General features: G+C 72.5%; 21 protein-coding genes. 7 read left to right on the plus strand and 14 right to left on the minus strand.

Annotated features, from left to right (window positions below; translation table 11 throughout):
• Both IF28_RS40090 and trpS read left to right on the plus strand, forming a co-directional pair.
• A partial coding sequence (locus IF28_RS40090; RefSeq protein ID WP_234325410.1) for a hypothetical protein occupies positions 1-203 on the plus strand: 203 nt, incomplete at its 5' end.
• Positions 204-638: 435 nt separating this feature from the next.
• Entirely contained in the window at positions 639-1,673 is a 1,035-nt protein-coding gene (trpS, locus tag IF28_RS0134935; RefSeq protein ID WP_030229256.1) for a tryptophan--tRNA ligase, read from the plus strand.
• Positions 1,674-1,684: 11 nt separating this feature from the next.
• Here trpS and proC read toward each other — a convergent pair whose 3' ends face one another.
• The 6 genes from proC to IF28_RS0134965 all read right to left on the minus strand — a co-directional run bounded on the left by proC (position 1,685) and on the right by IF28_RS0134965 (position 5,997).
• Positions 1,685-2,497 (minus strand): pyrroline-5-carboxylate reductase, encoded by an 813-nt coding sequence (gene proC, locus IF28_RS0134940; protein ID WP_030229257.1) that lies wholly within the window; start codon positions 2,495-2,497, stop codon positions 1,685-1,687.
• A gap of 138 nt (positions 2,498-2,635) precedes the next feature.
• The gene (locus tag IF28_RS0134945; RefSeq protein WP_030229258.1) at positions 2,636-3,406 is read right to left on the minus strand and encodes an ABC transporter permease; all 771 of its coding nucleotides are present in this window, start codon (positions 3,404-3,406) and stop codon (positions 2,636-2,638) included.
• Positions 3,403-4,194, minus strand: coding sequence for an ABC transporter ATP-binding protein (locus IF28_RS0134950; protein WP_030229259.1), 792 nt, complete (start codon positions 4,192-4,194; stop codon positions 3,403-3,405). Before IF28_RS0134950 ends, IF28_RS0134945 begins: the two co-directional genes overlap by 4 nt.
• A gap of 33 nt (positions 4,195-4,227) precedes the next feature.
• Positions 4,228-5,025 (minus strand): class I SAM-dependent methyltransferase, encoded by a 798-nt coding sequence (locus tag IF28_RS0134955; RefSeq protein WP_030229260.1) that lies wholly within the window; start codon positions 5,023-5,025, stop codon positions 4,228-4,230.
• Between the two features lie 48 nt (positions 5,026-5,073).
• Positions 5,074-5,580 carry a hypothetical protein gene (locus IF28_RS0134960; protein ID WP_030229263.1) on the minus strand — a complete coding sequence of 169 codons (507 nt, stop codon included), beginning with the start codon at positions 5,578-5,580 and terminating at the stop codon, positions 5,074-5,076.
• A 93-nt stretch (positions 5,581-5,673) separates the two neighbouring features.
• A complete protein-coding gene (locus tag IF28_RS0134965; protein ID WP_030229265.1) occupies positions 5,674-5,997 on the minus strand; it encodes an SH3 domain-containing protein in 324 nt (107 codons plus the stop codon).
• 182 nt (positions 5,998-6,179) lie between these two features.
• Between IF28_RS0134965 and IF28_RS0134970 the strand changes: the two genes are divergently transcribed.
• Positions 6,180-8,276, plus strand: a complete 2,097-nt coding sequence (locus IF28_RS0134970; protein ID WP_030229267.1) for a serine/threonine-protein kinase — start codon at positions 6,180-6,182, stop codon at positions 8,274-8,276.
• Positions 8,277-8,472: 196 nt separating this feature from the next.
• Here the strand turns inward: IF28_RS0134970 and ilvD are convergent, their stop codons facing one another.
• The 4 genes from ilvD to IF28_RS0134990 all read right to left on the minus strand — a co-directional run bounded on the left by ilvD (position 8,473) and on the right by IF28_RS0134990 (position 12,960).
• Positions 8,473-10,326: a dihydroxy-acid dehydratase gene (ilvD, locus tag IF28_RS0134975; protein ID WP_030229270.1), complete on the minus strand. Its 1,854-nt coding sequence runs from the start codon at positions 10,324-10,326 to the stop codon at positions 8,473-8,475.
• Positions 10,327-10,439: 113 nt separating this feature from the next.
• Positions 10,440-11,096, minus strand: a complete 657-nt coding sequence (locus tag IF28_RS0134980) for a TetR family transcriptional regulator (RefSeq protein ID WP_030229272.1) — start codon at positions 11,094-11,096, stop codon at positions 10,440-10,442.
• Positions 11,093-11,926, minus strand: coding sequence for a sugar phosphate isomerase/epimerase family protein (locus IF28_RS0134985; RefSeq protein WP_030229274.1), 834 nt, complete (start codon positions 11,924-11,926; stop codon positions 11,093-11,095). The genes IF28_RS0134980 and IF28_RS0134985 overlap by 4 nt, the downstream gene beginning before the upstream one ends.
• Positions 11,927-12,027: 101 nt before the next feature.
• Entirely contained in the window at positions 12,028-12,960 is a 933-nt protein-coding gene (locus tag IF28_RS0134990; protein WP_030229276.1) for a Ppx/GppA phosphatase family protein, read from the minus strand.
• Positions 12,961-13,180: 220 nt separating this feature from the next.
• Between IF28_RS0134990 and IF28_RS0134995 the strand changes: the two genes are divergently transcribed.
• Positions 13,181-13,930, plus strand: coding sequence for a hypothetical protein (locus IF28_RS0134995; RefSeq protein ID WP_406710645.1), 750 nt, complete (start codon positions 13,181-13,183; stop codon positions 13,928-13,930).
• Positions 13,931-14,035: 105 nt separating this feature from the next.
• Here the strand turns inward: IF28_RS0134995 and IF28_RS0135000 are convergent, their stop codons facing one another.
• Positions 14,036-15,751 (minus strand): BACON domain-containing protein, encoded by a 1,716-nt coding sequence (locus tag IF28_RS0135000; protein WP_030229280.1) that lies wholly within the window; start codon positions 15,749-15,751, stop codon positions 14,036-14,038.
• A gap of 197 nt (positions 15,752-15,948) precedes the next feature.
• On the opposite strand from IF28_RS0135000, the gene radA reads away from it, so the two are divergent.
• The gene (radA, locus tag IF28_RS0135005; protein WP_030229282.1) at positions 15,949-17,358 is read left to right on the plus strand and encodes a DNA repair protein RadA; all 1,410 of its coding nucleotides are present in this window, start codon (positions 15,949-15,951) and stop codon (positions 17,356-17,358) included.
• Between the two features lie 69 nt (positions 17,359-17,427).
• Positions 17,428-18,552, plus strand: coding sequence for a DNA integrity scanning diadenylate cyclase DisA (gene disA, locus IF28_RS0135010; RefSeq protein ID WP_030229284.1), 1,125 nt, complete (start codon positions 17,428-17,430; stop codon positions 18,550-18,552).
• 103 nt (positions 18,553-18,655) lie between these two features.
• Here disA and IF28_RS0135015 read toward each other — a convergent pair whose 3' ends face one another.
• On the minus strand, positions 18,656-19,489 hold the full coding sequence (locus IF28_RS0135015) for a hypothetical protein (RefSeq protein ID WP_030229287.1): 834 nt from the start codon (positions 19,487-19,489) through the stop codon (positions 18,656-18,658).
• A 174-nt stretch (positions 19,490-19,663) separates the two neighbouring features.
• Between IF28_RS0135015 and IF28_RS0135020 the strand changes: the two genes are divergently transcribed.
• Positions 19,664-20,317: a phosphatase PAP2 family protein gene (locus tag IF28_RS0135020; protein WP_199809090.1), complete on the plus strand. Its 654-nt coding sequence runs from the start codon at positions 19,664-19,666 to the stop codon at positions 20,315-20,317.
• Positions 20,318-20,323: 6 nt separating this feature from the next.
• On the opposite strand, the gene IF28_RS0135025 is transcribed toward IF28_RS0135020, so the two are convergent.
• Together IF28_RS0135025 and IF28_RS0135030 are read right to left on the minus strand one after the other, a co-directional pair.
• Entirely contained in the window at positions 20,324-20,989 is a 666-nt protein-coding gene (locus IF28_RS0135025; RefSeq protein ID WP_030229292.1) for a response regulator transcription factor, read from the minus strand.
• The gene (locus tag IF28_RS0135030) at positions 20,986-22,566 is read right to left on the minus strand and encodes a sensor histidine kinase (RefSeq protein WP_030229294.1); all 1,581 of its coding nucleotides are present in this window, start codon (positions 22,564-22,566) and stop codon (positions 20,986-20,988) included. The genes IF28_RS0135025 and IF28_RS0135030 overlap by 4 nt, the downstream gene beginning before the upstream one ends.
• Positions 22,567-22,642: the final 76 nt, after the last annotated feature.

The raw sequence follows: 22,642 nt of genomic DNA on the forward strand, positions 1-22,642 counted from the left end.
CTCGGGCTTTCCTCCGGGCGCTTCCCTTCGGTCTTGCGTTTCCGACTCTATCAGATCTTTCCGATCCGATTTCCTCGGTGCTTTCCAGGTTCTCGCTTTCGCGTTTCCCTTTCCGGCGGTTCCGACTCTATCAGATCCTTTCGGGCCTGATTCCCGGTCAGAGCGGGTTGCCTTCCCGGCCGTTAGGCCGTTCCGACGAGTGAGACTCTAGCGGATTCCCGGCCCCCGACCTAATCGGGGTCCTGCTCCCTTTCGGGTGCGGATTCCTCATTTCGCGAATACACACGCCAATGACGCGCCTGCAGACAGACTGCTGACGTCGATCAGGAGTGGTACTTGCGGAATGGCTGTCCGGGGACCGACCGGGGTCGGTGCTCACGTCGGACAACTCGGAGAACAGTACGGATGCCGCCGGGTCGTGTCAACTCGCTGCCTGGTCCACCTCCCCGGGCGTACTGTGGCCCGTATGACCACGCGTACGTACAGCCAGTTCTGGTGGGCCGCCTGACGGCGGCCGCCCTCAACGTACGCACTCAACGGCCGCCGCCTCGGCGGCCGTTTCTGTTTCTCCCTCCAGGACTCCGAGGGGCGGCCGGCCGGGGACGGCGGCCTCGGACCGGAGACGGAGCTGTGAAGAGATGACACGGGTCTTCAGTGGGATCAAGCCGACCGGGCATCTGACGCTGGGGAACTACCTGGGAGCCATGCGGCAGTGGGCCGCGGTCGACCAGCACCAGGCGGACGCGTTGTTCTGCGTCGTCGATCTGCACGCGCTCACCGTGCACCACGATCCCGCGCGGGTGCGCAGGCTGAGCCGGCAGGCGGCGACGTTGCTGCTGGCGTCCGGGCTGGATCCCGCGCTGTGCACGGTGTTCGTGCAGAGCCATGTGGACGAGCACGCGCGGCTGTCGTATCTGCTGGAGTGCGTGGCCACCGACGGCGAGATGCGGCGGATGATCCAGTACAGGGAGAAGGCCGCGCGGGAGCAGCGGCGGGGTGGGAGCGTACGGCTGTCGCTGCTGACGTATCCGGTGCTGATGGCGGCCGACATCCTGGCGTACGGGACGGACGAGGTGCCGGTCGGGCACGACCAGACGCAGCATGTGGAGCTGGCGCGGGATCTCGCGGTGCGGTTCAACCAGCGGTACGGGCACACGTTCGTCGTGGCGAAGGCGACGAATCCGTCGGTGGCGGCGCGGGTGATGAATCTGCAGGAGCCCTCGTCGAAGATGGGCAAGAGCGACGACACCGGGCCGGGCATCGTCTATCTGCTGGACGAGCCGGACGTGGTTCGGAAGAAGGTCATGCGTGCGGTGACCGACAGCGGGCGGGACGTCGTCTACGACCGGGAGGCGCGGCCCGGACCGGCGAATCTGCTGGAGATCCTCGCTGCCTGCTCGGGTGGGAACCCGGAGGCGCTGGCCGGTGTATATGAGTCGTACGGGGATCTGAAGAGGGACACCGCGGAGGCGGTGGTCGAGGTCTTGAGGCCCGTGCGGGAGAGGCACAAGGAGTTGTGCGCGGATCCTGGCTATGTGGAGGGGGTGCTGCGGGATGGTGCGGAGCGGGCGCGGGGCATGGCTCGGCCGACCGTGGATGCCGCGTATCGGGCGATCGGTCTGCTGCCGGCGGGCGCTGATACCGGGTCGCCCGTGCTGAACGCGGCCCGGTAGTAGGCCGGACGTCAGTCCTTGGTGCCGCTCGCGAGTTCGCGGCTGCGGTCGCGGGCGGCTTCGAGGGCGGCGATGAGGGCGGCTCGTACGCCGTGGTTCTCGAGTTCGCGGATGGCGTTGATGGTGGTGCCGGCGGGAGAGGTCACGTTCTCGCGGAGCTTCACCGGGTGTTCGCCGCTGTCGCGGAGCATGGTCGCGGCGCCGATCGCGGACTGGACGATCAGGTCGTGGGCCTTGTCGCGGGGCAGCCCGAGCAGGATGCCGGCGTCGGTCATGGCTTCGACCAGGTAGAAGAAGTACGCCGGGCCGGAGCCGGAGAGGGCGGTGCAGGCGTCCTGCTGGGATTCGGGGACGCGGAGCGTCTTGCCGACGGCACCGAAGATCTCCTCGGCGTGGGTGAGGTGGTCGGCGGTGGCGTGGCTTCCGGCGGAGATGACCGACATGGCCTCGTCGACGAGGGCGGGGGTGTTGGTCATGACGCGGACGACGGGGGTGCCGGCGGCGAGGCGTTCCTCGAAGAAGGAGGTGGGGATGCCTGCGGCGCCGCTGATGATCAGGCGGTCGGCGGGGATGTGGGGGGCGAGTTCGTCGAGGAGGGTGCCCATGTCCTGCGGTTTGACCGTGAGGATCAGGGTGTCCGCGGTCTTGGCGGCTTCCTGGTTGGAGACCGGGGTGACTCCATGGCGGGAGCGGAGTTCTTCGGCTCGTTCCTGGCGGCGGGTGGTGACGAGAAGGTCGGCGGGGGGCCAGCCGGAGCGGATCATTCCGCTGAGTAGGGCTTCGCCGATCTTGCCGGTGCCGAGGACTGCGACTTTCTGGGTCATGGCTGTGGGTGCCCTCCGGGGGTGCGTCGTCCTGTGCGCATCCTCGCATCCGCGGGGCGGGTGGGGGTGGGGCGTCCGGTGGGCGGGATGTCGGTTTTCGGCTCGGCGGGCCTCGTCCTCACGTGCCGGACGGGCTGTTCACGCTGTCCGGCGTTTCAAGGTGGCCGCGCCCAGGGTGAGGACCAGGAGGGCGGTGCCCGTGACGATGGCCGTGTCCTGGATGAAGGCCGCGGTCAGGTCGGTGTGGGTGAGGACCTCGTTCATGCCGTCGACGGCGTAGGACATGGGGAGGACGTTGGAGATCGCCTCCAGGACCGGGTGCATGTTGTCGCGGGGGGTGAAGAGGCCGCAGAGGAGGATCTGGGGGAAGATCACCGCCGGCATGAACTGGACGGCCTGGAATTCGGAGGCCGCGAAGGCGGAGACGAAGAGGCCGAGGGCGGTGCCGAGGAGCGCGTCGAGGAGGGCCACCAGGAGGAGGAGCCAGGGGCTGCCGGTGACGTCGAGGCCCAGGAACCAGACGGCGAGGCCGGTGGCGAGGGCGGACTGGATGATCGCGAGGGTGCCGAAGGCCAGGGCGTAGCCGGCGATGAGGTCGCCCTTGCCGAGGGGCATGGCGAGGAGGCGTTCGAGGGTTCCGGAGGTGCGCTCGCGCAGGGTGGCGATCGAGGTGACCAGGAACATCGTGATCAGCGGGAAGATGCCGAGGAGTGATGCGCCGATGCTGTCGAAGGTGCGGGCGCTGCCGTCGAAGACGTAGCGGAGCAGGAAGAGCATCACGCAGGGGATGAGGACCATCAGCGCGATGGTGCGCGGGTCGTGACGGAGCTGGCGCAGGACCCGGGCGGCGGTGGCGGTGGTGCGGGAGGCGCTGAGGGCGCGGGTGGGCGCGGGGGTGGTCGTGCTCATCGGGTGGTCTCCTTCGTACGGCCTGCCGCGGTGGCCTCGTCGACCAGGTGCAGGAAGGCCGCTTCGACGGTGTCGGAGCCGGTGCGGTCGCGGAGGGCGTCGGGGGTGTCGTCGGCGAGGAGTTCGCCCGCGCGCATGAGCAGCAGGCGGTGGCAGCGTTCGGCCTCGTCCATGACGTGGGAGGAGATCAGGAGGGTGGCGCCGCGTTCGGCGGCGATCGTGTGGAAGAGCTGCCAGAGGTCGCGGCGCAGCACGGGGTCGAGGCCGACGGTGGGTTCATCGAGGACGAGGAGGTCGGGGGTGCCGAGGAGGGCCACGGCGAGGGAGACGCGGCTGCGCTGTCCGCCGGAGAGGTTGCCGGCGAGGGTGTCGGCGTGGCCGGTGAGGTCGACGTCGGTGATGGCGCGGGTGACGTGTTCGGCGCGGCGGGCCGCGGCGGCTCGGCCGGGGTCGAGGATCGCGGCGAAGTAGTCGAGGTTCTGGCGGACGGTCAGGTCGTCGTAGACCGAGGGTGCCTGGGTGACGTAGCCGATGCGGGTGCGCAGGCCGGGGTGGCCGGCGGGGTGGCCGAGCACGTCGAGGGTGCCGGTGACCTTGGCCTGGGTGCCGACGACGGCCCGCATGAGGGTCGACTTGCCGCAGCCGGAGGGGCCGAGGAGGCCGGTGATCTGTCCGTGCGGGACGGAGAAGCCGAGGCCGCGCAGGACGGTGCGGGGGCCTCGGACGACGGTGAGGTCCCGGGCCCGGACGGCCGGTTCCTCCGCGGGCCGGGAGGAGTAATTCATCATGTGATGAATACTCCTCCCGGGCCGCGGGCGGCGTCAAGCCGTTGGCCGCGGGGAGGTGGTCGCGAGGAGGAGGATCACGTCGTACGTCTCTTCGACGATGCCGTCCGGGAAGACCTCCAGGACGTGCCGTCGCTCCTGGGCGAGGTAGGCCGCGCTGCGTTCCGCGCCCTGGGTCAGGAAGACCGAGTGGCTGCCGAGGTTGGCCAGGTGGGTGTCGATGGGGACGTGACGGCTCCAGCGCACGACACGTCGGACGAGGTCGAGGCGGCCGGTGGGGTCGGCGACGCGGGCGTGGATGTCGCGCTTCTCGGCGGAGAGGTCGAGGCCGAAGTGGCGGTCGGCCCGTGCGGACGCCTCCGCGATCCACGGCACGTCGTCCGCGCTGGTGTTCCACCACAGGGCCAGTGCCCCGCCCGGCCGCAGGACGCGCATGGCCTCGGGGACGGCCCGGTCCGGGTCGGTCCAGTGCCAGGCCTGGGCGTAGGTGATCAGGTCGGCGCAGTGGCCGGTGAGGGGGAGGGCGTTGCCGCTGCCCCGGACGACCGGCACATCGGGGAGGGTGCGGCGGAACTCGGCCGCCATGCCGTCACCCGGTTCGACGGCGATGACGTCGGCGCCGCGCGCGTGCAGGCGGGCGGTCGCTATGCCCGTACCGGCACCGACGTCCACGACCCGGGAGCCGGCGAGGGGGCGGCCGGTGAGTTCCTCGATGGTGTCGAAGAGGGCGGGCGGGTAGGAGGGGCGGTTGGCGGCGTACTGGGCGGCTGCCGCGTTGAAGGAGTGGGCGCGGGTGGTGAGCGTGACCTCGTCGGCTGCTCCGGATGTCGTCATACGGCCATGGTGGCCGGATGACCGGAGCGCCCGGGGATCTACGGGAGGTCAGGTGCTGCGGCGGCGCTTCTTGGAGGGGTTGCCGGAGCGGCGGGTGGTGCGCTTCTCGTACTCCGCGCGGGCCGTGTCGTACTCCGCGCGGTGCAGCTTCTCGCCCGGGGCCTCGGTGAGGGAGCGGAAGAAGTAGGCGACGAGCGAGCCGATGAAGCCGATCGCCAGGAGGCCGCGGAGGGAGGCCTGGCGTTCCGGGTCGGGGCGGGTGGTGAACGCGGACCAGGTGTGGCGGAAGGCGAGCGCGCTGCAGATCGCGAACATCACGGTCATCAGCAGCGTGACGAAGCTGCCGATGTCGGCGATCTGGAGTCCCTGGTAGGCGATGCGCAGGACGAAGCAGGCGGCGGCCGCGGCGACGAGGGAGCCGACGGCCACACCGGCGCGGCGGGCCGCGTAGCCGCCGGTGTGGTCGACCCAGGTGGTGCCGAAGAAGCGGATGGGTTCGGGCTGGGGGCCGGCGGGGGTGCCCGGGGAACCCGCGGTGCCGTTTTCTGCGCTCACGCGTCGATTATGGCTCCGCGGGTGCCGCCGGGTCCGGCCGGGACCGGCGGAGCCGGGCTTCCCCGGCTCCGCCTCGTGGTGCGTCGGGACCCGTCAGAAGGAGCAGCGCGGGCGGAAGTAGTCGTCGTGGCCGGTGTACACGTACGTGTCCGAGACGAACTCGCCGTTGTCGATGTTGTCCCAGATGCTCGACGTGCCGTACGGGCCCGTCACCCTGGTGCCCGGTGCCTGGCAGAAGATCGGGACCTTCGCGCCCTCGGCCAGGACGCGGACGATGGTGTAGCCGGTGCCGGGACCGCTGCGCACGTTCAGGCGGACACCGGGGGCGACCGAGTAGTAGCGGGTCGCCGAGGCCGCCGTCGTCGTGACGGCCTCCTCCGTGCCGGACTCGACCTCTTCGATACGGTCGACAGACATGTGAAACTCCCCCCGTTGAACCCCATGGCTGCCATGGGGTCACGTTGATTCCCCTGAAACAAGCCATGAAACACGCGTTCACGACTCGCACGCGGAGGCTAGCAAGTCGCCTCGGTCTCGCACGGGTAATCGACTAGGCTCCGTGCGTCGCGCGCGCGGACGAACAGCACGGGGGTGTTCCCATGGCGCCACATCAGGACACCGGGGCGGGTGTGGAAGCGGAACGTCCGGAGTATGCCGGTCACTACCGTCTGGAATCGCTTCTCGGCTCGGGCGGTATGGGGGTCGTGCATCTGGCCCGGAGCACCTCGGGCAAGCAGCTCGCGGTGAAGGTCGTGCACGCCGAGTTCGCCAAGGATCCGGAGTTCCGGGGCCGGTTCCGGCAGGAGGTGGGGGCGGCTCGCCGGGTGAGCGGCGCCTTCACCGCGTCGGTCGTCGACGCCGATCCCGAGGCTGCGCGGCCCTGGATGGCCACCCTGTTCGTTCCCGGTCCGACCCTCGCCGGCCATGTGAAGCGGAACGGTCCCATGGCGCCGGCGGAAGTGCGCCGGCTGATGGCGGGCCTGGCCGAGGCGCTGCGCGACATCCACCGGGTCGGGGTCGTGCACCGGGATCTGAAGCCGAGCAACGTCCTGCTCGCCGAGGACGGGCCCAAGGTCATCGACTTCGGTATCTCCCGGCCGAAGGACAGCGAACTGCGGACCGAGACCGGCAAGTTGATCGGTACGCCGCCGTTCATGGCGCCCGAGCAGTTCCGCCGGCCGCGGGAGGTCGGGCCCGCCGCCGACATCTTCGCGCTGGGGTCCGTGCTGGTGCACGCGGCGACCGGACGCGGGCCGTTCGACTCGGACAGTCCGTACGTGGTCGCCTATCAGGTCGTCCACGACGAACCCGACCTGACCGGTGTGCCGGAGGACCTGGCGCCGCTCATCGGGCGCTGCCTGGCCAAGGAGCCGGAGGACCGGCCCACTCCGGACGAGCTGATGCGGGAACTGCGCTCGGTGGCGGCCTCGTACGACACTCAGGTGTTCATACCGGCGCAGCGCGCGGGGGATCAGGCGGAGCCCGAGCCGGAGCCGCGGGTCGGCGTCGCCGACAAGCCGGGGCGGACCGGGCGTCCTGGAGGCAGGCGGGTCGTCTTCGGCCTCGGGGCTCTCGGGGTCGCGGTACTCGCCGCGTTGGCGGCCGTTCGGCTGACCGGCGGGGAGAGCGTCCCGCCGAAGGACGACACGCCACGGACCACGTCGGCCGCCTTCCGCGCGTGGGCCACACCGGGGCCCGGGAACGGCATGCCCCGGTGTTCCTACGGGGCGGGGCAGTTGCTCTGCGCGCGGGCCGGGCAGGTCTTCGCACTCGATCCGTCCGACGGCCGGCTGCGGTGGCGGCACGCCGTCGCCTCCGCCGACGGGAGCGGGACGCCGGCCGTGGTGGGCGGGCTGGTGCTGTCGCCGCCCACGCGGGACGGGCACGTGGAGGCGCTCGATCCCGGCTCCGGGGCAACGCGCTGGAAGCGGGACGCTCCCGCGCACGGCGGGCTCGCGTCCGCCGGGGACACCCTGCTGCTGACCGCGGCCGACGGCACGGTCACCGCGGTGGACGGTGCCACGGGCGGGACGCGGTGGAGCCATCGTGTCCCCGGCCACGTGGCGCCGCGCTTCGTCTCCTTCGCCGGGGATCCGCTGGCGTACGCGACGAGCCCGTCCGACGGCGGGACGCGCACGCGCGTCACCGCCGTCGACCCGGTCAGCGGGGACGTGCGGTGGGACGTCCGGCTCGAAGGGGAGCTGGAACCCGTCGGCACGAACGGCGCAACGGTCCTCCTCGCCTCCTCCGACCGCGTCTACGGCGATACGGATGCCGTGACCGGCTACACCCCGGAGACGGGAGCGACGCGCCGGGTCGCGCTCTCCGCGGCGCTGGAGCAGGCCCGGGGCACCGTCCACGAGGGGGTCGCCTACCTCATGGCGACGGGCGGAACCCTCACCGCCGTGGACCTGGAGGCGGGTGAGCAGCTGTGGAGCCTGGAAACGGGCCTCACGCGCGGCTCCGCACCCGCCTCCGACGGCCGCCATGTGTATCTCACCGCGCCCGACGGGCGGTTGCTCGCGGTGGACGCGAAGTCGGGGCGGCTGGCCGGGCAGACGCCGTCGCGGCTCGGCGAGGCCGGTACGGTGGCCGCCGCGCTGCCGGCTCCGGTGGTGGCGGACGGAGGGGTCTACGCGTCCGCGCCCGACGGAACCGTGTTCGCCGCGGACGGACGGGATCCCGGGGCCTGGTGACGGCGAAGGCCGCCCCGCGCGACGCGCGCGCGTGAAAACCCGACCGCCGCGCCGCCGACGCCCGTCCCAAGGGCCCGACGCACCCCTGCACCCGGCGACCACGAAAACCGGCCCACGCGCCGTGCACCCGTGGGGTGCACGGCGGAGGCCGCCCCCGCGTGGCGCGGGGGCGGCCTCCGTACGGTCCGGTGAGGGCTCAGCCCAGCTTGCTCACGTCACGCACCGCGCCCTTGTCCGCGCTCGTCGCCATCGCCGCGTACGCCTTCAGGGCCGCCGAGACCTTGCGCTCGCGGTTCTTCGGGGCGTACCGCCCGCCGAGGGCCTGCTCGCGGCGGGCCAGCTCGGCCTCGTCGACCAGCAGCTCGATCGAGCGGTTCGGGATGTCGATGCGGATGCGGTCGCCGTCCTCGACCAGGGCGATGACGCCGCCGGAGGCCGCCTCCGGGGAGGCGTGGCCGATGGACAGGCCGGATGTGCCGCCGGAGAAGCGGCCGTCGGTGATCAGGGCGCAGGCCTTTCCGAGGCCGCGGCCCTTCAGGTACGAGGTCGGGTAGAGCATCTCCTGCATGCCGGGGCCGCCCTTGGGGCCCTCGTAGCGGATGACGACGACGTCACCCTCCTTGACCCGCTGGGTGAGGATCTTCTCGACGGCCTCCTCCTGCGACTCGCAGACGACCGCCGGGCCCTCGAAGGTCCAGATGGACTCGTCGACGCCGGCCGTCTTCACGACGCAGCCGTCGACGGCGAGGTTGCCGCGCAGGACCGCCAGGCCGCCGTCCTTGGAGTACGCGTGCTCGGCGGAGCGGATGCAGCCGCCCTCGGCGTCCTCGTCCAGGGAGTCCCAGCGCTCGGACTGCGAGAAGGCCTCGGCGGAACGGACGCAGCCGGGGGCCGCGTGCCACAGCTCGACCGCCTCCTGCGAGGGGGAGCCGCCGCGCACGTCCCAGGTCTTCAGCCAGTCGGCCAGGGACGGGCTGTGGACGGAGTGGACGTCCTCGTTGAGCAGGCCGGCGCGGTGCAGTTCGCCGAGGAGGGCGGGGATGCCGCCCGCGCGGTGCACGTCCTCCATGTAGTACGTGCGGTCCTTGGCGACGTTGGGCGCGACCTTGGCCAGGCAGGGGACGCTGCGCGAGAGGGCGTCCATCTCGGCGAGGCCGTAGGAGACCTCCGCCTCCTGGGCGGCGGCCAGCAGGTGCAGGATCGTGTTGGTGGAGCCGCCCATCGCGATGTCGAGCGCCATGGCGTTCCCGAAGGCCGCGGGGGTGGCGATGTTGCGGGGCAGGACCGAGTCGTCGTCCTGCTCGTAGTAGCGGCGGGTCAGGTCGAGCACCGTGCGGGCGGCGTTCTCGTAGAGCGCCTTGCGGGCGGTGTGGGTGGCCAGGACCGAGCCGTTGCCGGGCAGGGAGAGGCCGATCGCCTCGGTCAGGCAGTTCATCGAGTTGGCGGTGAACATGCCGGAGCAGGAGCCGCAGGTGGGACAGGCGTTCTCCTCGATGCGGAGGATGTCCGCGTCGGAGATCTTGTCGTTGACCGCCTCCGACATCGCGTCGACGAGGTCCAGCGTGCGGACCGTGCCGTCGACCAGGGTGGCGCGGCCGGACTCCATCGGGCCGCCGGAGACGAAGACCGTGGGGATGTTCAGGCGGAGCGCGGCGTTGAGCATGCCCGGGGTGATCTTGTCGCAGTTGGAGATGCAGATCAGGGCGTCGGCGCAGTGCGCCTCGACCATGTACTCCACGCTGTCCGCGATCAGGTCGCGGGAGGGCAGGGAGTACAGCATGCCGCCGTGGCCCATCGCGATGCCGTCGTCGACGGCGATGGTGTTGAACTCGCGCGGGATGCCGCCGGCCGCGGTGACCGCCTCGCTGACGATCCGGCCGACCGGGGCCAGGTGGGTGTGGCCGGGGACGAACTCGGTGAAACTGTTGGCGACCGCGATGATCGGCTTGCGGCCGATGTCCGCACCCGGTACACCGGAGGCGCGCATAAGGGCGCGGGCGCCCGCCATGTTGCGGCCGTGGGTGACTGTGCGGGACCTCAGCTCGGGCATCGTCGCTCGCTCCTTCGGAGAGTAATGACTGTCGTCGAGCGTACGCCGGTCATCCATAGGGCGGGACAAGGTGTCCGGAATACGGGACGCATGTCTCAGCCGCCGAGGGTGGTTCAGGGGCCGGTGAGGTGCCTCTGCACCACGGGCGCCACTCGTCCGATGATCAGCTCGGGGTCCGCCGACGCCAGCGGCTCCACCTTGATCACGTAGCGGATCATCGCGATCCCGACCATCTGGGCGGCGGCGAGCTCCGCGCGGAGCTCGGCGTCCGGGGCGTCGAGCTGTCCGGCGATCCGGCGCAGCAGCTGACTGGCGACCAGACGGCGGAAGACACCGGCCGCGATCTCGTTGTTCACGGCGGAGCGGACGATCGCGAGCAGCGGGGCCCGGGTGACGGGGCTCTCCCAGAGACCGAAGATCATCCGTGTCATCCGCTCGCCCACCTCGTCGAGCGGTCCCTCGAGCACCGTGCTCCGCGCGGTGAGCACCGGCGCGAACGCGACCTCGACGGCGGCCTCGAACACCTGCTCCTTGGTGCCGAAGTAGTGGTGCACCAGCGCGGAGTCGACGCCCGCCGCCTTGGCGATGCCCCGGACGGACGTCTTCTCGTAGCCGCGCAGCGCGAACTCCTCACGCGCGGTGTCGAGGATGCGGTCCCGGGTGCCGGCCGATTCCGTACGGGGCGGGCGGCCGCGGCGGCGGGCCGTGCCGTTGCCCCGCGCGGGGGCGCCGGAGGCGTCCGGGCCGTCGCTCGCGGTGCGGCCGGTCATCCGCGCGGCACCTCGATCGCGGAGGAGGACAGGTGCAGGCGCGTGAACGCCAGCGCCTCGGCGAGGTCGGCCTCGCGCTCCGCGGCCGACATGGCCCGGCGGGTGTTGACCTCGATGACGACATGGCCGTCGAAGCCACGCGCGGCGAGCCCTTCCAGCACCTCGGCGCAGGGCTGGTCGCCGCGGCCCGGCACCAGGTGCTCGTCCTTGGCGGAGCCCTTGCCGTCGGCGAGGTGGATGTGGCCGAGGCGGTCGCCCATACGGTCGATCATGCCCAGGGCGTCGGTGCGGGCGGTCGAGGCGTGGCTGAGGTCGATCGTGAAGTGGCGGTAGTCCTCTTTGGTGACGTCCCAGTCGGGCGCGTACGCCAGCATCTCGCGGTCGCGGTAGCGCCAGGGGTACATGTTCTCCACGGCGAACCGCACGTCCGTCTCGCCGGCCATCCGCCAGATGCCGTCCACGAACCCGCGGGCGTACTGCCGCTGCCAGCGGAAGGGGGGATGGACGACGACCGTACCGGCGCCGAGCTTCTCCGCGGCGGCCTGGGCCCGCTGGAGCTTGGTCCACGGGTCGGTGGACCACACGCGCTGCGTGATGAGCAGGCAGGGCGCGTGGACGGCCAGGATGGGGATGTGGTGGTAGTCGCTGAGTCTGCGCAGCGCCTCGATGTCCTGGCTGACCGGGTCGGTCCACACCATGACCTCGACGCCGTCGTAGCCGAGGCGCGCGGCGATCTCGAAGGCCGTCGCCGTCGACTCCGGGTAGACGGAGGCCGTCGACAGGGCGACCTTCGCATCCGGGATGCGGACTACGTCCCTTGCTTCTGCCACGAGCCTCAGGTTACGGGGTGGGGTCGGGTGGGTGCGGGGTGAGTGTTCGCCGTTGTGGTGTTTGCCATAGGGGCGGAGCCGTCTGCCGGAGGACCGGACCGCTACCCCTGGCCCATGTGATCCAGTCTGCGCAGGATGACGCCCTCCCGGAGGGCCCAGGGGCAGACCTCCAGGCGTTCCACGCCGAAGAGGTCCATGGCGCCCTCCGCGACCAGCGCGCCGGCCACCAGCTGGCCCGCGCGGCCGTCGGAGACGCCGGGCAGTTCGGCGCGCTCGGCGGTGGTCATGGCGGCGAGCCTCGGAACCCAGGCCTCCAGGGACTCCCGTTTCAGTTCGCGCTGGACGTACAGGCCCTCGGCGGAGCCGGGGGCGCCGGCGATACGGGCGAGCTGCCGGAAGGTCTTGGAGGTGGCCACCACATGGTCGGGGGCGCCCAGGCGGCTGAAGTCCCCGACCGTACGGGCTATCTCGGTGCGGACCTGGCGGCGCAGCGCGCGTACGTCGTCCGGCTCGGGCGGATCACCGGGCAGCCGCGCGGCGGTGAGGCGGCCGGCGCCGAGCGGCAGGGACACCGTGGCGTCGGGTTCCTCGTCCATGCCGTAGGCGATCTCCAGGGAGCCGCCGCCGATGTCGATGACGAGGAGCTTCCCGGCCGACCAGCCGAACCAGCGGCGGGCGGCGAGGAAGGTGAGCCGGGCCTCCTCGTCGCCGCTGAGCACCTGCAGCTCGACCCCGGTCTCCTCGCGCACACGCGTGAGCACGTCGTCGGCGTTGCCGGCGTCGCGGACCGCGGAGGTCGCGAACGGCAGCAGTTCCTCGACGCCCTTGTCCTCGGCGGCCTGGAGCGCCTCATGGATGATCGAGATCAGCCGGTCGACCCCGTCGGGGCCGATGGCTCCGTCGTCGTCGAGGAGCTGGGCGAGGCGCAGATCCGCCTTGTGCGAGTGGGCGGGCAGCGGGCGGGCGCCGGGGTGCGCGTCCACCACCAGCAGATGCACCGTGTTCGAACCCACGTCGAGGACACCGAGTCTCATGTACGGAAATGCTATTGCCCGCCGCGCGGTGTGATGCCCTTTTTCCCGGTGGTCGAGCCGGTGCCGGGCTCGGGGGCGGGCGACTTACCCTGGACGGGTGCCAAAGACGAAAAAGGCGAAGGACGAAAAGACGGACAAGCGGCCCAAGAAGGACAAGAAGGCCGGACCGGCCGAGGGTTCTTCGCGCCCGACAGCCCCGAGGACGCCGGGAAAGGCGCCGGTGGACGACGAGCAGGGCCTCGACTTCGCCCGCGCGTGGGTGGAGTTTCCCGATCCGGCGGACGACGAGCAGGTCTTCCGCTGCGATCTGACCTGGCTGACCTCCCGCTGGACCTGCATCTTCGGCAGCGGCTGCCAGGGCATCCAGGCGGGCCGCGCGGACGACGGCTGCTGCACCCTGGGCGCCCACTTCTCGGACGAGGACGACGAGAAGCGGGTCGCCGAGCATGTGGCGAGGCTCACGCCGGACATCTGGCAGCACCACGCGGAGGGCACGCGGAACGGCTGGGTCTCCACGGACGAGGACGGTGACCGTCAGACCCGCCCGTTCGAGGGCTCGTGCATCTTCCAGAACCGGCCCGGCTTCGCGGGCGGCATGGGCTGCTCGCTGCACATCCTCGCCCTCAAGGAGGGCCGGGAGCCGCTGGAGACCAAGCCGGACGTGTGCTGGCAGCTGCCGGTGCGGCGGACGTACGACTGGATCGACCGCCCCGACGACACACGCGTGCTGCAGGTGTCGATCGGTGAGTACGACCGCCGGGGCTGGGGCCCCGGCGGCCACGACCTGCACTGGTGGTGCACGTCGGCCACCTCGGCGCACGGCGCCGGTGATCCGGTGTACGTCTCCTACCGCGCGGAGCTGACCGAACTGATGGGCAAGGCGGGCTACGACCGCCTCACCGAACTGTGCGAAGCCCGCCTGGCCTCCCAGCTCCCCCTCCTGGCCCCACACCCGGCGGACCCCACCTGACGCGCCCCTGAAGGGGCGCGGGGCTGTGCCGATACGCGGCTCCGCCGCGCGGGCGCTGACCGGGGCCCGGAGGCGGAGCCCCCGGAACGGGACCGGGAAGGGGCGTCAGGGCGTGGGCGGAGGCGACGGCTCGTCGGGGACGGGCGGTGGCACCGGGTCCTCCGGGTCGGTGGGATCCGGGGCCGAGGAGGTCGGCGGGTCACTCGGTGCGGGTTCCGAGGGCCCGGAGGGTGTGGGCGTGGGTGTCGGCTCCGGATCCGGCGACGACGCGGGAGGAGGCCCGCTCGGCGTACCGGGGTGGCCGGAGGGTGACCCGCCGGTCGGCGCGGAGGGGACGGGACCGTGGCCCCCGATGGTCACCGCCGCCCCGGAGGGCGCGATCGTCACGGTCGCCGTCCAGCGGCCCGACGGCTCGCGGAGCTGGTCGACGTACACCCTGACCGTCACCGACTCGCCGGGCGCGAGTGATCCCGACCAGCGGCTCGCGTAGAGCCAGGACGCTCCCGTCGACAGGGACCAGCGGACCGGCCGGGCGCCCGTCGCTGTCAGGGTGATCAGCGTGGTGTCGCCGCTGTGGTCGGCCGTGACGCCCATCGCGGCGGTGCCCTCGCGCCCGGCTCCGGCGACGCCGACGACCTCCACGGACACGTCCGGGTCCCCGGAGGCACCGAATCCGGTCCCGGGCCGCGTGCTCGCGTTGCCCGCGTTCTCGTAGCCGCCCGGTCCCTCGCCGTCGAGGTCGACGGGTCCGCCGCCCTCCCGCGCGGAGGCCGAACGGCCGTCCTGGGCCTCGCCGACGGGGGTGCCGCGGTAGGCGGCCCACAGCGCGAGCACCGGTGCGGCGAGGACGGTGGCGACGACCGTCGTCGTCACGGCACGCGTGCGCATGCGGTTCCTGCGGGCGACACGGTCCTTGGCGTCCATCGGGAAGCCGCGCCGGTCGAAGCGGGGCGCGGCGCCGCGCGCGCGTGACGGGTGCGCCATGGCGGCGTGCAGGGCCGCGCCGGGTGCCTGGAGGACGGGCAGCGCGGCCGGGGTGACGCTGGTGCCGGGCCAGCGGCCGGGGACGGCCCGCTCGGCGGTACGGCGGCAGCGCGGGCAGTCGTCGACGTGCCGGACGAGTTCCCGGCGCAGGGTCGCGCTGAGGACGAGCCGTCGGTCGCCGGTGAGGTGCGCCACTCCCGGGCAGGCGCCGGTCTCGACGACGGCGAGCGCCGCGCGGGTGCGTTCCACCTCGCAGGCCGCGGCGGCGAGCAGCTCACGCGCGGCAATCGGCTGCATGCCGAGCACGGAGGCCACCTCGTGGGCGGCGAGCCGGTGGCGGACGGCGAGTTCGAGCGCCTCGCGCTGCTCGGGGGTGGTGCCGGCGGCCTCCGGCCAGGCCAGCTCGCCCAGTTCGCGGCGGCGCCGCTCCAGGACGTCGTCGCAGACGGCCGGGGCCGGCACGGTCCTGGCCGGTCGCCCGCGGCCCGCGCGGCCCACCGCGTGGGTGGCCTGCCGTCGCCGGCGGGCCTCCGCGAGCTCGCGCAGACACGCCCAGCGGGCCAGGGCGTAGAGCCAGGCCCTGCGGCCGCCCAGTTCCTCGGGGACGTGCCGCCCGCGGCGCTCCGCGAGGGTGAGGACGTCGGCCAGGGCGGCGGTCGCCGCGTCGTGGTCGCAGAGCACGGACAGGCAGTACGTGAACAGGCCGTCCAGATGGGGCTCGTACCGGGCGGCCGGCCACTGCGCCAGCGTGCGCGCGGCCCCGCGGTCGCGCACTTCCCGGTGCGTCCGGTGGGTTCCGGTCGTGCGGGTCGAGGTGTCCGGGCCGCTGCTCGTCATCCGGCGACCGTAGGGGGCGCGGGGCGGCACCCACCGGAGCGAGGCGCGCTTTTAATCCGTACGGGTGAAACGATCCCTCTATCGGGGAACAGGAACCTTTCGCTGCCCTGTGAGCTGCCCTCTCCCCACGGCCGCCGACCCGGACCGGGCGAGGGTGCGCACGTCCCGTTGTCAGTGGGTGCCGTTACCTTTTGCGCATGGCTGCCCGTACCAAGAGCTCCAAGGACCGACCGTCCTACCGCTGCACCGAGTGCGGCTGGCAGACGGCCAAATGGCTCGGTCGCTGCCCCGAGTGCCAGGCCTGGGGGACGATCGAGGAGTACGGCACGCCCGCGGTGCGTACGACGACGCCCGGGCGGGTCACCACCTCCGCCCTGCCCATCGGCCAGGTCGACGGCCGTCAGGCCACCGCCCGTTCCACGGGTGTGCCCGAGCTGGACCGGGTGCTCGGCGGCGGGCTGGTGCCCGGCGCGGTGGTGCTGGTCGCGGGCGAGCCGGGTGTCGGCAAGTCCACGCTGCTGCTGGACGTGGCGGCCAAGGCGGCGAGCGACGAGCACCGCACGCTGTATGTGACCGGGGAGGAGTCCGCGAGCCAGGTCCGGCTGCGCGCCGACCGTATCCACGCCATCGACGACCATCTGTATCTCGCCGCCGAGACGGATCTGTCCGCCGTCCTCGGTCACTTGGACGCGGTGAAGCCGTCCCTGCTGATCATGGACTCGGTGCAGACGGTGGCGTCCCCGGAGATCGACGGCGCCCCGGGCGGCATGGCGCAGGTCCGCGAGGTGGCCGGCGCCCTGATCCGGGCCTCCAAGGAGCGCGGGATGTCCACCCTCCTGGTGGGCCATGTCACCAAGGACGGCGCCATCGCCGGTCCGCGCCTGCTGGAGCACCTGGTGGACGTCGTCCTGCACTTCGAGGGCGACCGGCACGCCCGCCTGCGCCTGGTGCGCGGCGTCAAGAACCGCTACGGCACGACGGACGAGGTGGGCTGCTTCGAACTGCACGACGAGGGCATCACGGGCCTCGCGGACCCGAGCGGACTCTTCCTCACCCGCCGTGCCGAACCGGTCCCGGGGACCTGTCTGACCGTCACCCTCGAGGGCCGCCGCCCCCTGGTCGCCGAAGTGCAGGCGCTCACGGTCGACTCGCAGATCCCCTCCCCCCGGCGCACCACGTCCGGCCTGGAGACGTCACGCGTGTCGATGATGCTGGCGGTGCTGGAACAGCGCGGCCGGATCAGCGCCTTGGGCAAACGGGACATCTACTCCGCGACGGTCGGCGGGGTGAAGCTCTCCGAGCCGGCCGCCGATCTGGCCGTGGCGCTCGCGCTGGCGTCCGCGGCGAGCGACACCCCGCTGCCGAAGAACCTCGTCGCGATCGGCGAGGTGGGTCTCGCCGGCGAGGTGAGACGGGTCACGGGCGTCCAGCGCAGGCTCGCCGAGGCGCACCGTCTGGGCTTCACGCACGCCCTGGTGCCGGGCGATCCGGGCAAGGTCCCGCCGGGCATGAAGGTGCTGGAAGTGGCGGACATAGGGGACGCGCTGCGGGTCCTCCCGCGCTCCCGTCGCCGAGACGCCCCACGGGACGAGGAGGACCGCCGGTAGACTTTGCCCAGGTCTCGCCCGTCCGTACGAACCGCGGGGGCGCCCAGAACCTGCGACCGGAGGAGTGCAGTGGCAGCCAACGACCGGGCAGCAGCTCCCGGAAAGTCCGGTGGGAGTGCCGGTTCCGATGGCCTGATGCGCGCCTCGCTGAGCGCCGTGGCACCCGGTACCGCCCTGCGTGACGGCCTGGAGCGCGTGCTCCGCGGCAACACGGGCGGGCTCATCGTGCTCGGTTCCGACAAGACCGTCGAGACGCTGTGCAGCGGCGGCTTCGTGCTCGACGTCGAGTTCACCGCGACCCGGCTGCGCGAGCTGTGCAAGCTGGACGGCGGCATAGTGCTGTCGTCCGACCTGTCCAAGATCCTGCGGGCCGGCGTCCAGCTGGTGCCGGACCCGACGATCCCCACCGAGGAGACCGGCACCCGGCACCGCACCGCCGACCGCGTCTCCAAGCAGGTCGGCTTCCCCGTCGTCTCGGTGTCCCAGTCGATGCGGCTGATCGCGCTGTACGTCGACGGCCACCGCCGGGTCCTGGAGGACTCGGCGGCGATCCTCTCCCGCGCCAACCAGGCGCTCGCCACGCTGGAGCGGTACAAGCTCCGCCTGGACGAGGTGGCCGGCACGCTGTCGGCGCTGGAGATCGAGGACCTGGTGACCGTGCGGGACGTCTCCGCGGTCGCGCAGCGGCTGGAGATGGTGCGCCGCATCGCCACCGAAATCGCCGAATACGTGGTCGAACTGGGCACCGACGGGCGTCTCCTCGCCCTGCAGCTCGACGAGTTGATCGCGGGTGTGGAGCCGGAGCGCGAACTGGTCGTACGGGACTACGTGCCCGAACCCACCGCCAAGCGCTCCCGCACGGTCGACGAGGCGCTGCACGAGCTGAACGTGCTCACGCACGCGGAGCTGCTGGAGCTGGCGACGGTGGCGCGGGCGCTGGGGTACACCGGGTCGCCGGAGACGCTGGACTCGGCGGTGTCGCCGCGCGGGTTCCGGCTGCTGGCGAAGGTACCGCGGCTGCCGGGGGCGATCATCGATCGGCTGGTGGAGCACTTCGGAGGGCTGCAGAAGCTGCTCGCTGCCAGCGTGGACGATCTGCAGACGGTGGACGGGGTCGGGGAGGCCCGGGCGCGGAGCGTGCGCGAGGGGCTGTCGCGGCTGGCGGAGAGCTCGATCCTCGAGCGGTACGTCTGAGCCGACCGCCGCTGCGGGCGATCGTGCCGCTATGGCGGCACGGGTGGGCGCAGCGGCACCCTGCGAGCGCGGATGAGCGAAACCCACCCCCGGCCCGGCTGCGTCAGTCGCGTTCCAGGACGAAGGACGTCTGTACCTTCGTGAAGCCCGGGGCCTTCGCCTCCACCAGGTAGGTGTCCGGCTTCGCCGCCCCCGCCTTCGGAGTCGCGCACTCCGGCGCGCTCGGCTTGCGGTCCCACTTCACCGTGTAGGTGATGCTGTCCCCCGCCGGCACCCGGAACACCAGGCTCCGATCCTCCTTCGGGCAGTCGTCGGACGCCCAGTAGGCCTCGTCCCCGCTGGCCGGCGTGATCGTCAACACCGCGCTGTCCGGCCCGAGATCGATCTTGCAGTCACCGCCGGAGATGTTCCGCGCGGTGAGCAGGAACGTGGGCGTCTCCCCCGGCGCGTAGGAGTTGCGATAGCTGCGCAGGCTGAACTTCACCGCCTTCGCGGTGCAGTTGGGCAGTGACGATCCCGAACCGGCCGGCAGCGCGTCCCCCGCGCCGACCCCCGCGGCCGTACCGCTTCCCCCGGAACCCCCGCCCGTACCGCCCCCGGAGTCCGCGGGGTCGCCGTTGGCGCCGTCGTCACCGGTCCCGGACGACGAACCCTCCGACGCGCCCGCGCCGCCGTCGGAGCCGCCGGACCCCGACTCGTCGCGTCCGCCGGGTGCCTGACTGATCGCCGGCCCCGAACTCGACGGTCCCGGAGTGATGGAGGGCGCGGGATTCTTGCCGTTGGCCCCGGTGTCGCGGTCGTTTCCGCCCCCACCGCCGGCAACGACGATCCATGTGATCAACAACGCCAACAGGGCCAGTACGGACAGCAGTACGGCCCTCCGACGCCAGTAGATCGTGGAGGGAAGCGGCCCGACCGGATTGCGCAGAGATCCCACGGCGCAAACTGTACGAGAGATCGGCGCGTTAACTTGTCCCACCCGCCGCTCCGGACCCAACTTTTCCGGATCATCATCTCGGTAACGGCCTTGTGAACCCTGTCTTTCGTCAGGTTCGGCACATGACGATCGCGGGGTGTGACCGTATCCATGTCTCGCCTACCGTCCGTGACCATGGACTTCGTGGACAGCGGGCTCTACCGCGACATCACCGAGCACGCGTACGACACTCCCGCGTGGGTGCGGCACACGGCCGAGATCGGGACGGAGGCCGGACTCCTGGTGTTCGTCGCGCTGTTCGCGGCCTGCTGGTGGAGGGCACGGCACGCTGACACCCGGGCGTTCGCGATCGCGGCCCTTGCACCTCTGGCCACGGCTGTGGCGTACATGTGCAGCGAGGTACTCAAGTCCGTTGTGACGGAGGAGCGTCCGTGCCGGGCGGTCACCGGCGCCGCGCCGTCGCTGGCGGACTGTCCGCCGTACGGCGACTGGTCGTTCCCGAGCAACCACGCCACGATCGCGGGCGCCTCGGCCCTCTCACTGGTTCTGGTCCGGCGCCTGCTCATGTGGCTGACGGCACCACTGGCCCTGCTCATGGCGTACTCCCGCGTGTTCGTCGGCGTGCACTATCCGCACGACGTGGCCGTGGGACTGCTGCTCGGGGCGGCCTGCGCCTTCGTCGTCGTCCGGCTGGCCACACGTCCGGCGGTGCGGCTCACGGAGGCGATGCGTACGTCGTCGGTGTCGCCCGCGCGGTGGTTCACCGGGCCCGGCCCGGAGACCGCCGCCCGCGCGGTGCCGCCGTACGCCACGCACCGGCGGCCCTGAGCGGGTTCAGTCCGCGACCAGGCCCGCCTCGTGGGCGACGATCGCCGCCTGTACGCGATTGCGCACGCCGAGCCGGTCGAGGACGGCGCTGACGTACGCCTTCACCGTGCCCTCGACGAGGTGCAGCCGGGCGGCGATCTCCGGGTTGGACAGCCCCGCGCCGACCAGGCCGAGCACCTCGCGTTCGCGCGGGCTCAGCACCGCCACGCGGGCGCGTGCGCGCTCCTCGCGCGCGAGCCGGCCGCCGGCACCGCCCCTGCCGAGGTCCTCGATGACGTACCGGGCGACCTTCGGGGAGAGGAAGGCGGCGCCCTCCGCCACGGCCCGTACACCCGCCATCAGTTCGTAGGGGTCGCCGGACTTGAGGAGGAAACCGGTGGCACCGGCGGACAGGGCGCGGGCGACGTAGGCCTGTTCGGAGAACGTGGTCAGCACGGCGACGGCGGTGCCGGGGACGGTCCGGACGATCTCCTCGGCCGCCGTGAGGCCGTCCAGCCGGGGCATGCGGATGTCGAGGAGGGCCACGTCGGGGCGGTGCGCACGGGCCAGTTCGACGGCCTCGCGTCCGTCGCCGGCCTCGGCGACGACCTCACTCTCACCGCCGCTCGCCAGGATGGCGCGGACCCCGGCCCGCACCATCGCCTCGTCGTCGGCCAGCAGGACCCGGATCACGGTGTGAACTCCTCGTACTCGGCCCGCATTTCGCCGGACAGGCCGGCACGCGGGATCACATCCTTGGCGGCCAGGCGGCCCTCGTCGTCGAAGCACAGCCGGAAGTGGTCGACGGAGACGAAGAGCTCGCCGCTCGCACGGTAGTAGCGGCAGTCGGTGCCCTCGGGCGGCGCGGGGGCGCGTTCCGTCGGCGGGTCCTGGACGTGCCGCTCCGGCAGCACCCGCTCGGCCTCCGTGGCCGGTGTTCCCGGGCGCAGTCCGGCATAGGCGGCGGGTTCCAGCACCGAGTGCTTCTCGGTGTACGCGTACCAGCCGAAGGCGGCGCCGACGAGGACGACGCCCGCGCCGGCGGCGGCACCGAGGCCGGCGGCGACGCGACGGCGGGCGCGGGTGAAGGGGGCGGAGGCGGGGCGGGGCGGTTCGAGTGCCGTGGCCGCCCGCGCGGGGACGTACGCGCGGACGCGGAACCCGTCGGCGTGCGGGCCCGCTTCGAAGGTGCCGCCGACCGCCGCGACGGCGGCGCGCAGTCCCGGCAGTCCGGATCCGCCACCCGGGGCGGGGGAACTCTTCCCGGTGGAACGTCCGTTGGAGATGGTGACGGCAGCGCCCTGTCGCTCGTTCCCCGTCACCGTCACGACGACGGGTGCGCCCGGTGCGTGCCGTGCCGCGTTGGTCAGCGCCTCCCTGGTCACCCGGTGCAGCAGCCTCTCGGCGACCCCGCCGGGGGCCAGGTCCGTGCGCTGTGCGCCGGTCTCCCAGCGGACCGGGAGGCCGGAGCCGGCCGCGCGGGCCACGAGTTGTTCCACGTTCTCGCCAGCCGGGGCGAGCGGCAGGGGTTCGTCGTCCTCGCGCAGGACGCCGATGATGCGGTGCAGCCGGTCCGTGGCGTCGGCCGCGGCCGCGCGCAGGTCCGCCGCGGCCGACCGGTGGTGGGCGGGGAGGTCGGGGGCGACCTGGAGGGCGGCCGCGCGCAGGGCGAGCAGGCTCAGTTCATGGCCCAGGGAGTCGTGCATGTCCTGGGCGATCCTGGCCCGCTCGCGCAGCCGCGCGCGTTCCCCGGTGAGACGCTGCTCCTCCTCCAGGCGGGCCGCCCGCAGCCAGCCCGCCGCCGTGAGCGCGCGGCTCTGCCGCCAGTAGCGGCCGCCGAGCCATGGCAGCACACAGATGAAGAGCAGGGTGCCGACGAGAACCAGCCACTCGGGGACCGGATCGGGACCCACGAGGGCGATCTTCGCGGTGCCGGCGCAGGCGACGGCGGCGAAGCACAGCGCGGCGGGGGCCGTACGGGGCGACCGCAGGCCGAGCAGCAGGGCGAACACGGCGAGGGCGAGGCCGTACGAGACGCTGAACAGCGCCGGCGTGAGGGCGAGGCTCAGGGCCCCCGTCAGCCCGAAGGCGACCAGGGGCCGCCGGCGGGCCAGGGCGGTCGCGGCGGCGAGCACGGCCGGTCCGGCGAGCCGCTGCCAGAGCGGGTACGGCTCGTTCAGCCCGACCCGGTCGGCACCGACCGCGGGCAGGGCGAGGGCCGTCCAGAGCAGGACGTCCTTGCCGAGCGTGGCGGGGCGGGCGCGTTCCATGCCTGGGACGCTACAAGCGGAGGGGGGTGCGGCACCGCTGCCGATCGTCAGGTACGGCGTCACCCTGCCGGAGCCC

The organism is Streptomyces sp. NRRL WC-3626 (assembly GCF_000718785.1).
Lineage (GTDB): Bacteria > Actinomycetota > Actinomycetes > Streptomycetales > Streptomycetaceae > Streptomyces > Streptomyces edwardsiae.

What these genes read in the sequence shown, in the direction of transcription:
- trpS (WP_030229256.1), top strand. Translation starts at nt 639, where the DNA reads ATGACACGGGTCTTCAGTGGGATCAAGCCGACCGGGCATCTGACGCTG.
- IF28_RS0135030 (WP_030229294.1), bottom strand. Translation starts at nt 22,566, where the DNA reads ATGGAACGCGCCCGCCCCGCCACGCTCGGCAAGGACGTCCTGCTCTGG.
- IF28_RS0135000 (WP_030229280.1), bottom strand. Translation starts at nt 15,751, where the DNA reads ATGACGAGCAGCGGCCCGGACACCTCGACCCGCACGACCGGAACCCAC.
- ilvD (WP_030229270.1), bottom strand. Translation starts at nt 10,326, where the DNA reads ATGCCCGAGCTGAGGTCCCGCACAGTCACCCACGGCCGCAACATGGCG.
- IF28_RS0135020 (WP_199809090.1), top strand. Translation starts at nt 19,664, where the DNA reads ATGGACTTCGTGGACAGCGGGCTCTACCGCGACATCACCGAGCACGCG.
- IF28_RS0134980 (WP_030229272.1), bottom strand. Translation starts at nt 11,096, where the DNA reads ATGACCGGCCGCACCGCGAGCGACGGCCCGGACGCCTCCGGCGCCCCC.
- IF28_RS0134945 (WP_030229258.1), bottom strand. Translation starts at nt 3,406, where the DNA reads ATGAGCACGACCACCCCCGCGCCCACCCGCGCCCTCAGCGCCTCCCGC.
- IF28_RS0134965 (WP_030229265.1), bottom strand. Translation starts at nt 5,997, where the DNA reads ATGTCTGTCGACCGTATCGAAGAGGTCGAGTCCGGCACGGAGGAGGCC.
- IF28_RS0134990 (WP_030229276.1), bottom strand. Translation starts at nt 12,960, where the DNA reads ATGAGACTCGGTGTCCTCGACGTGGGTTCGAACACGGTGCATCTGCTG.
- radA (WP_030229282.1), top strand. Translation starts at nt 15,949, where the DNA reads ATGGCTGCCCGTACCAAGAGCTCCAAGGACCGACCGTCCTACCGCTGC.
- IF28_RS0134955 (WP_030229260.1), bottom strand. Translation starts at nt 5,025, where the DNA reads ATGACGACATCCGGAGCAGCCGACGAGGTCACGCTCACCACCCGCGCC.
- IF28_RS0134970 (WP_030229267.1), top strand. Translation starts at nt 6,180, where the DNA reads ATGGCGCCACATCAGGACACCGGGGCGGGTGTGGAAGCGGAACGTCCG.
- IF28_RS0134950 (WP_030229259.1), bottom strand. Translation starts at nt 4,194, where the DNA reads ATGATGAATTACTCCTCCCGGCCCGCGGAGGAACCGGCCGTCCGGGCC.
- proC (WP_030229257.1), bottom strand. Translation starts at nt 2,497, where the DNA reads ATGACCCAGAAAGTCGCAGTCCTCGGCACCGGCAAGATCGGCGAAGCC.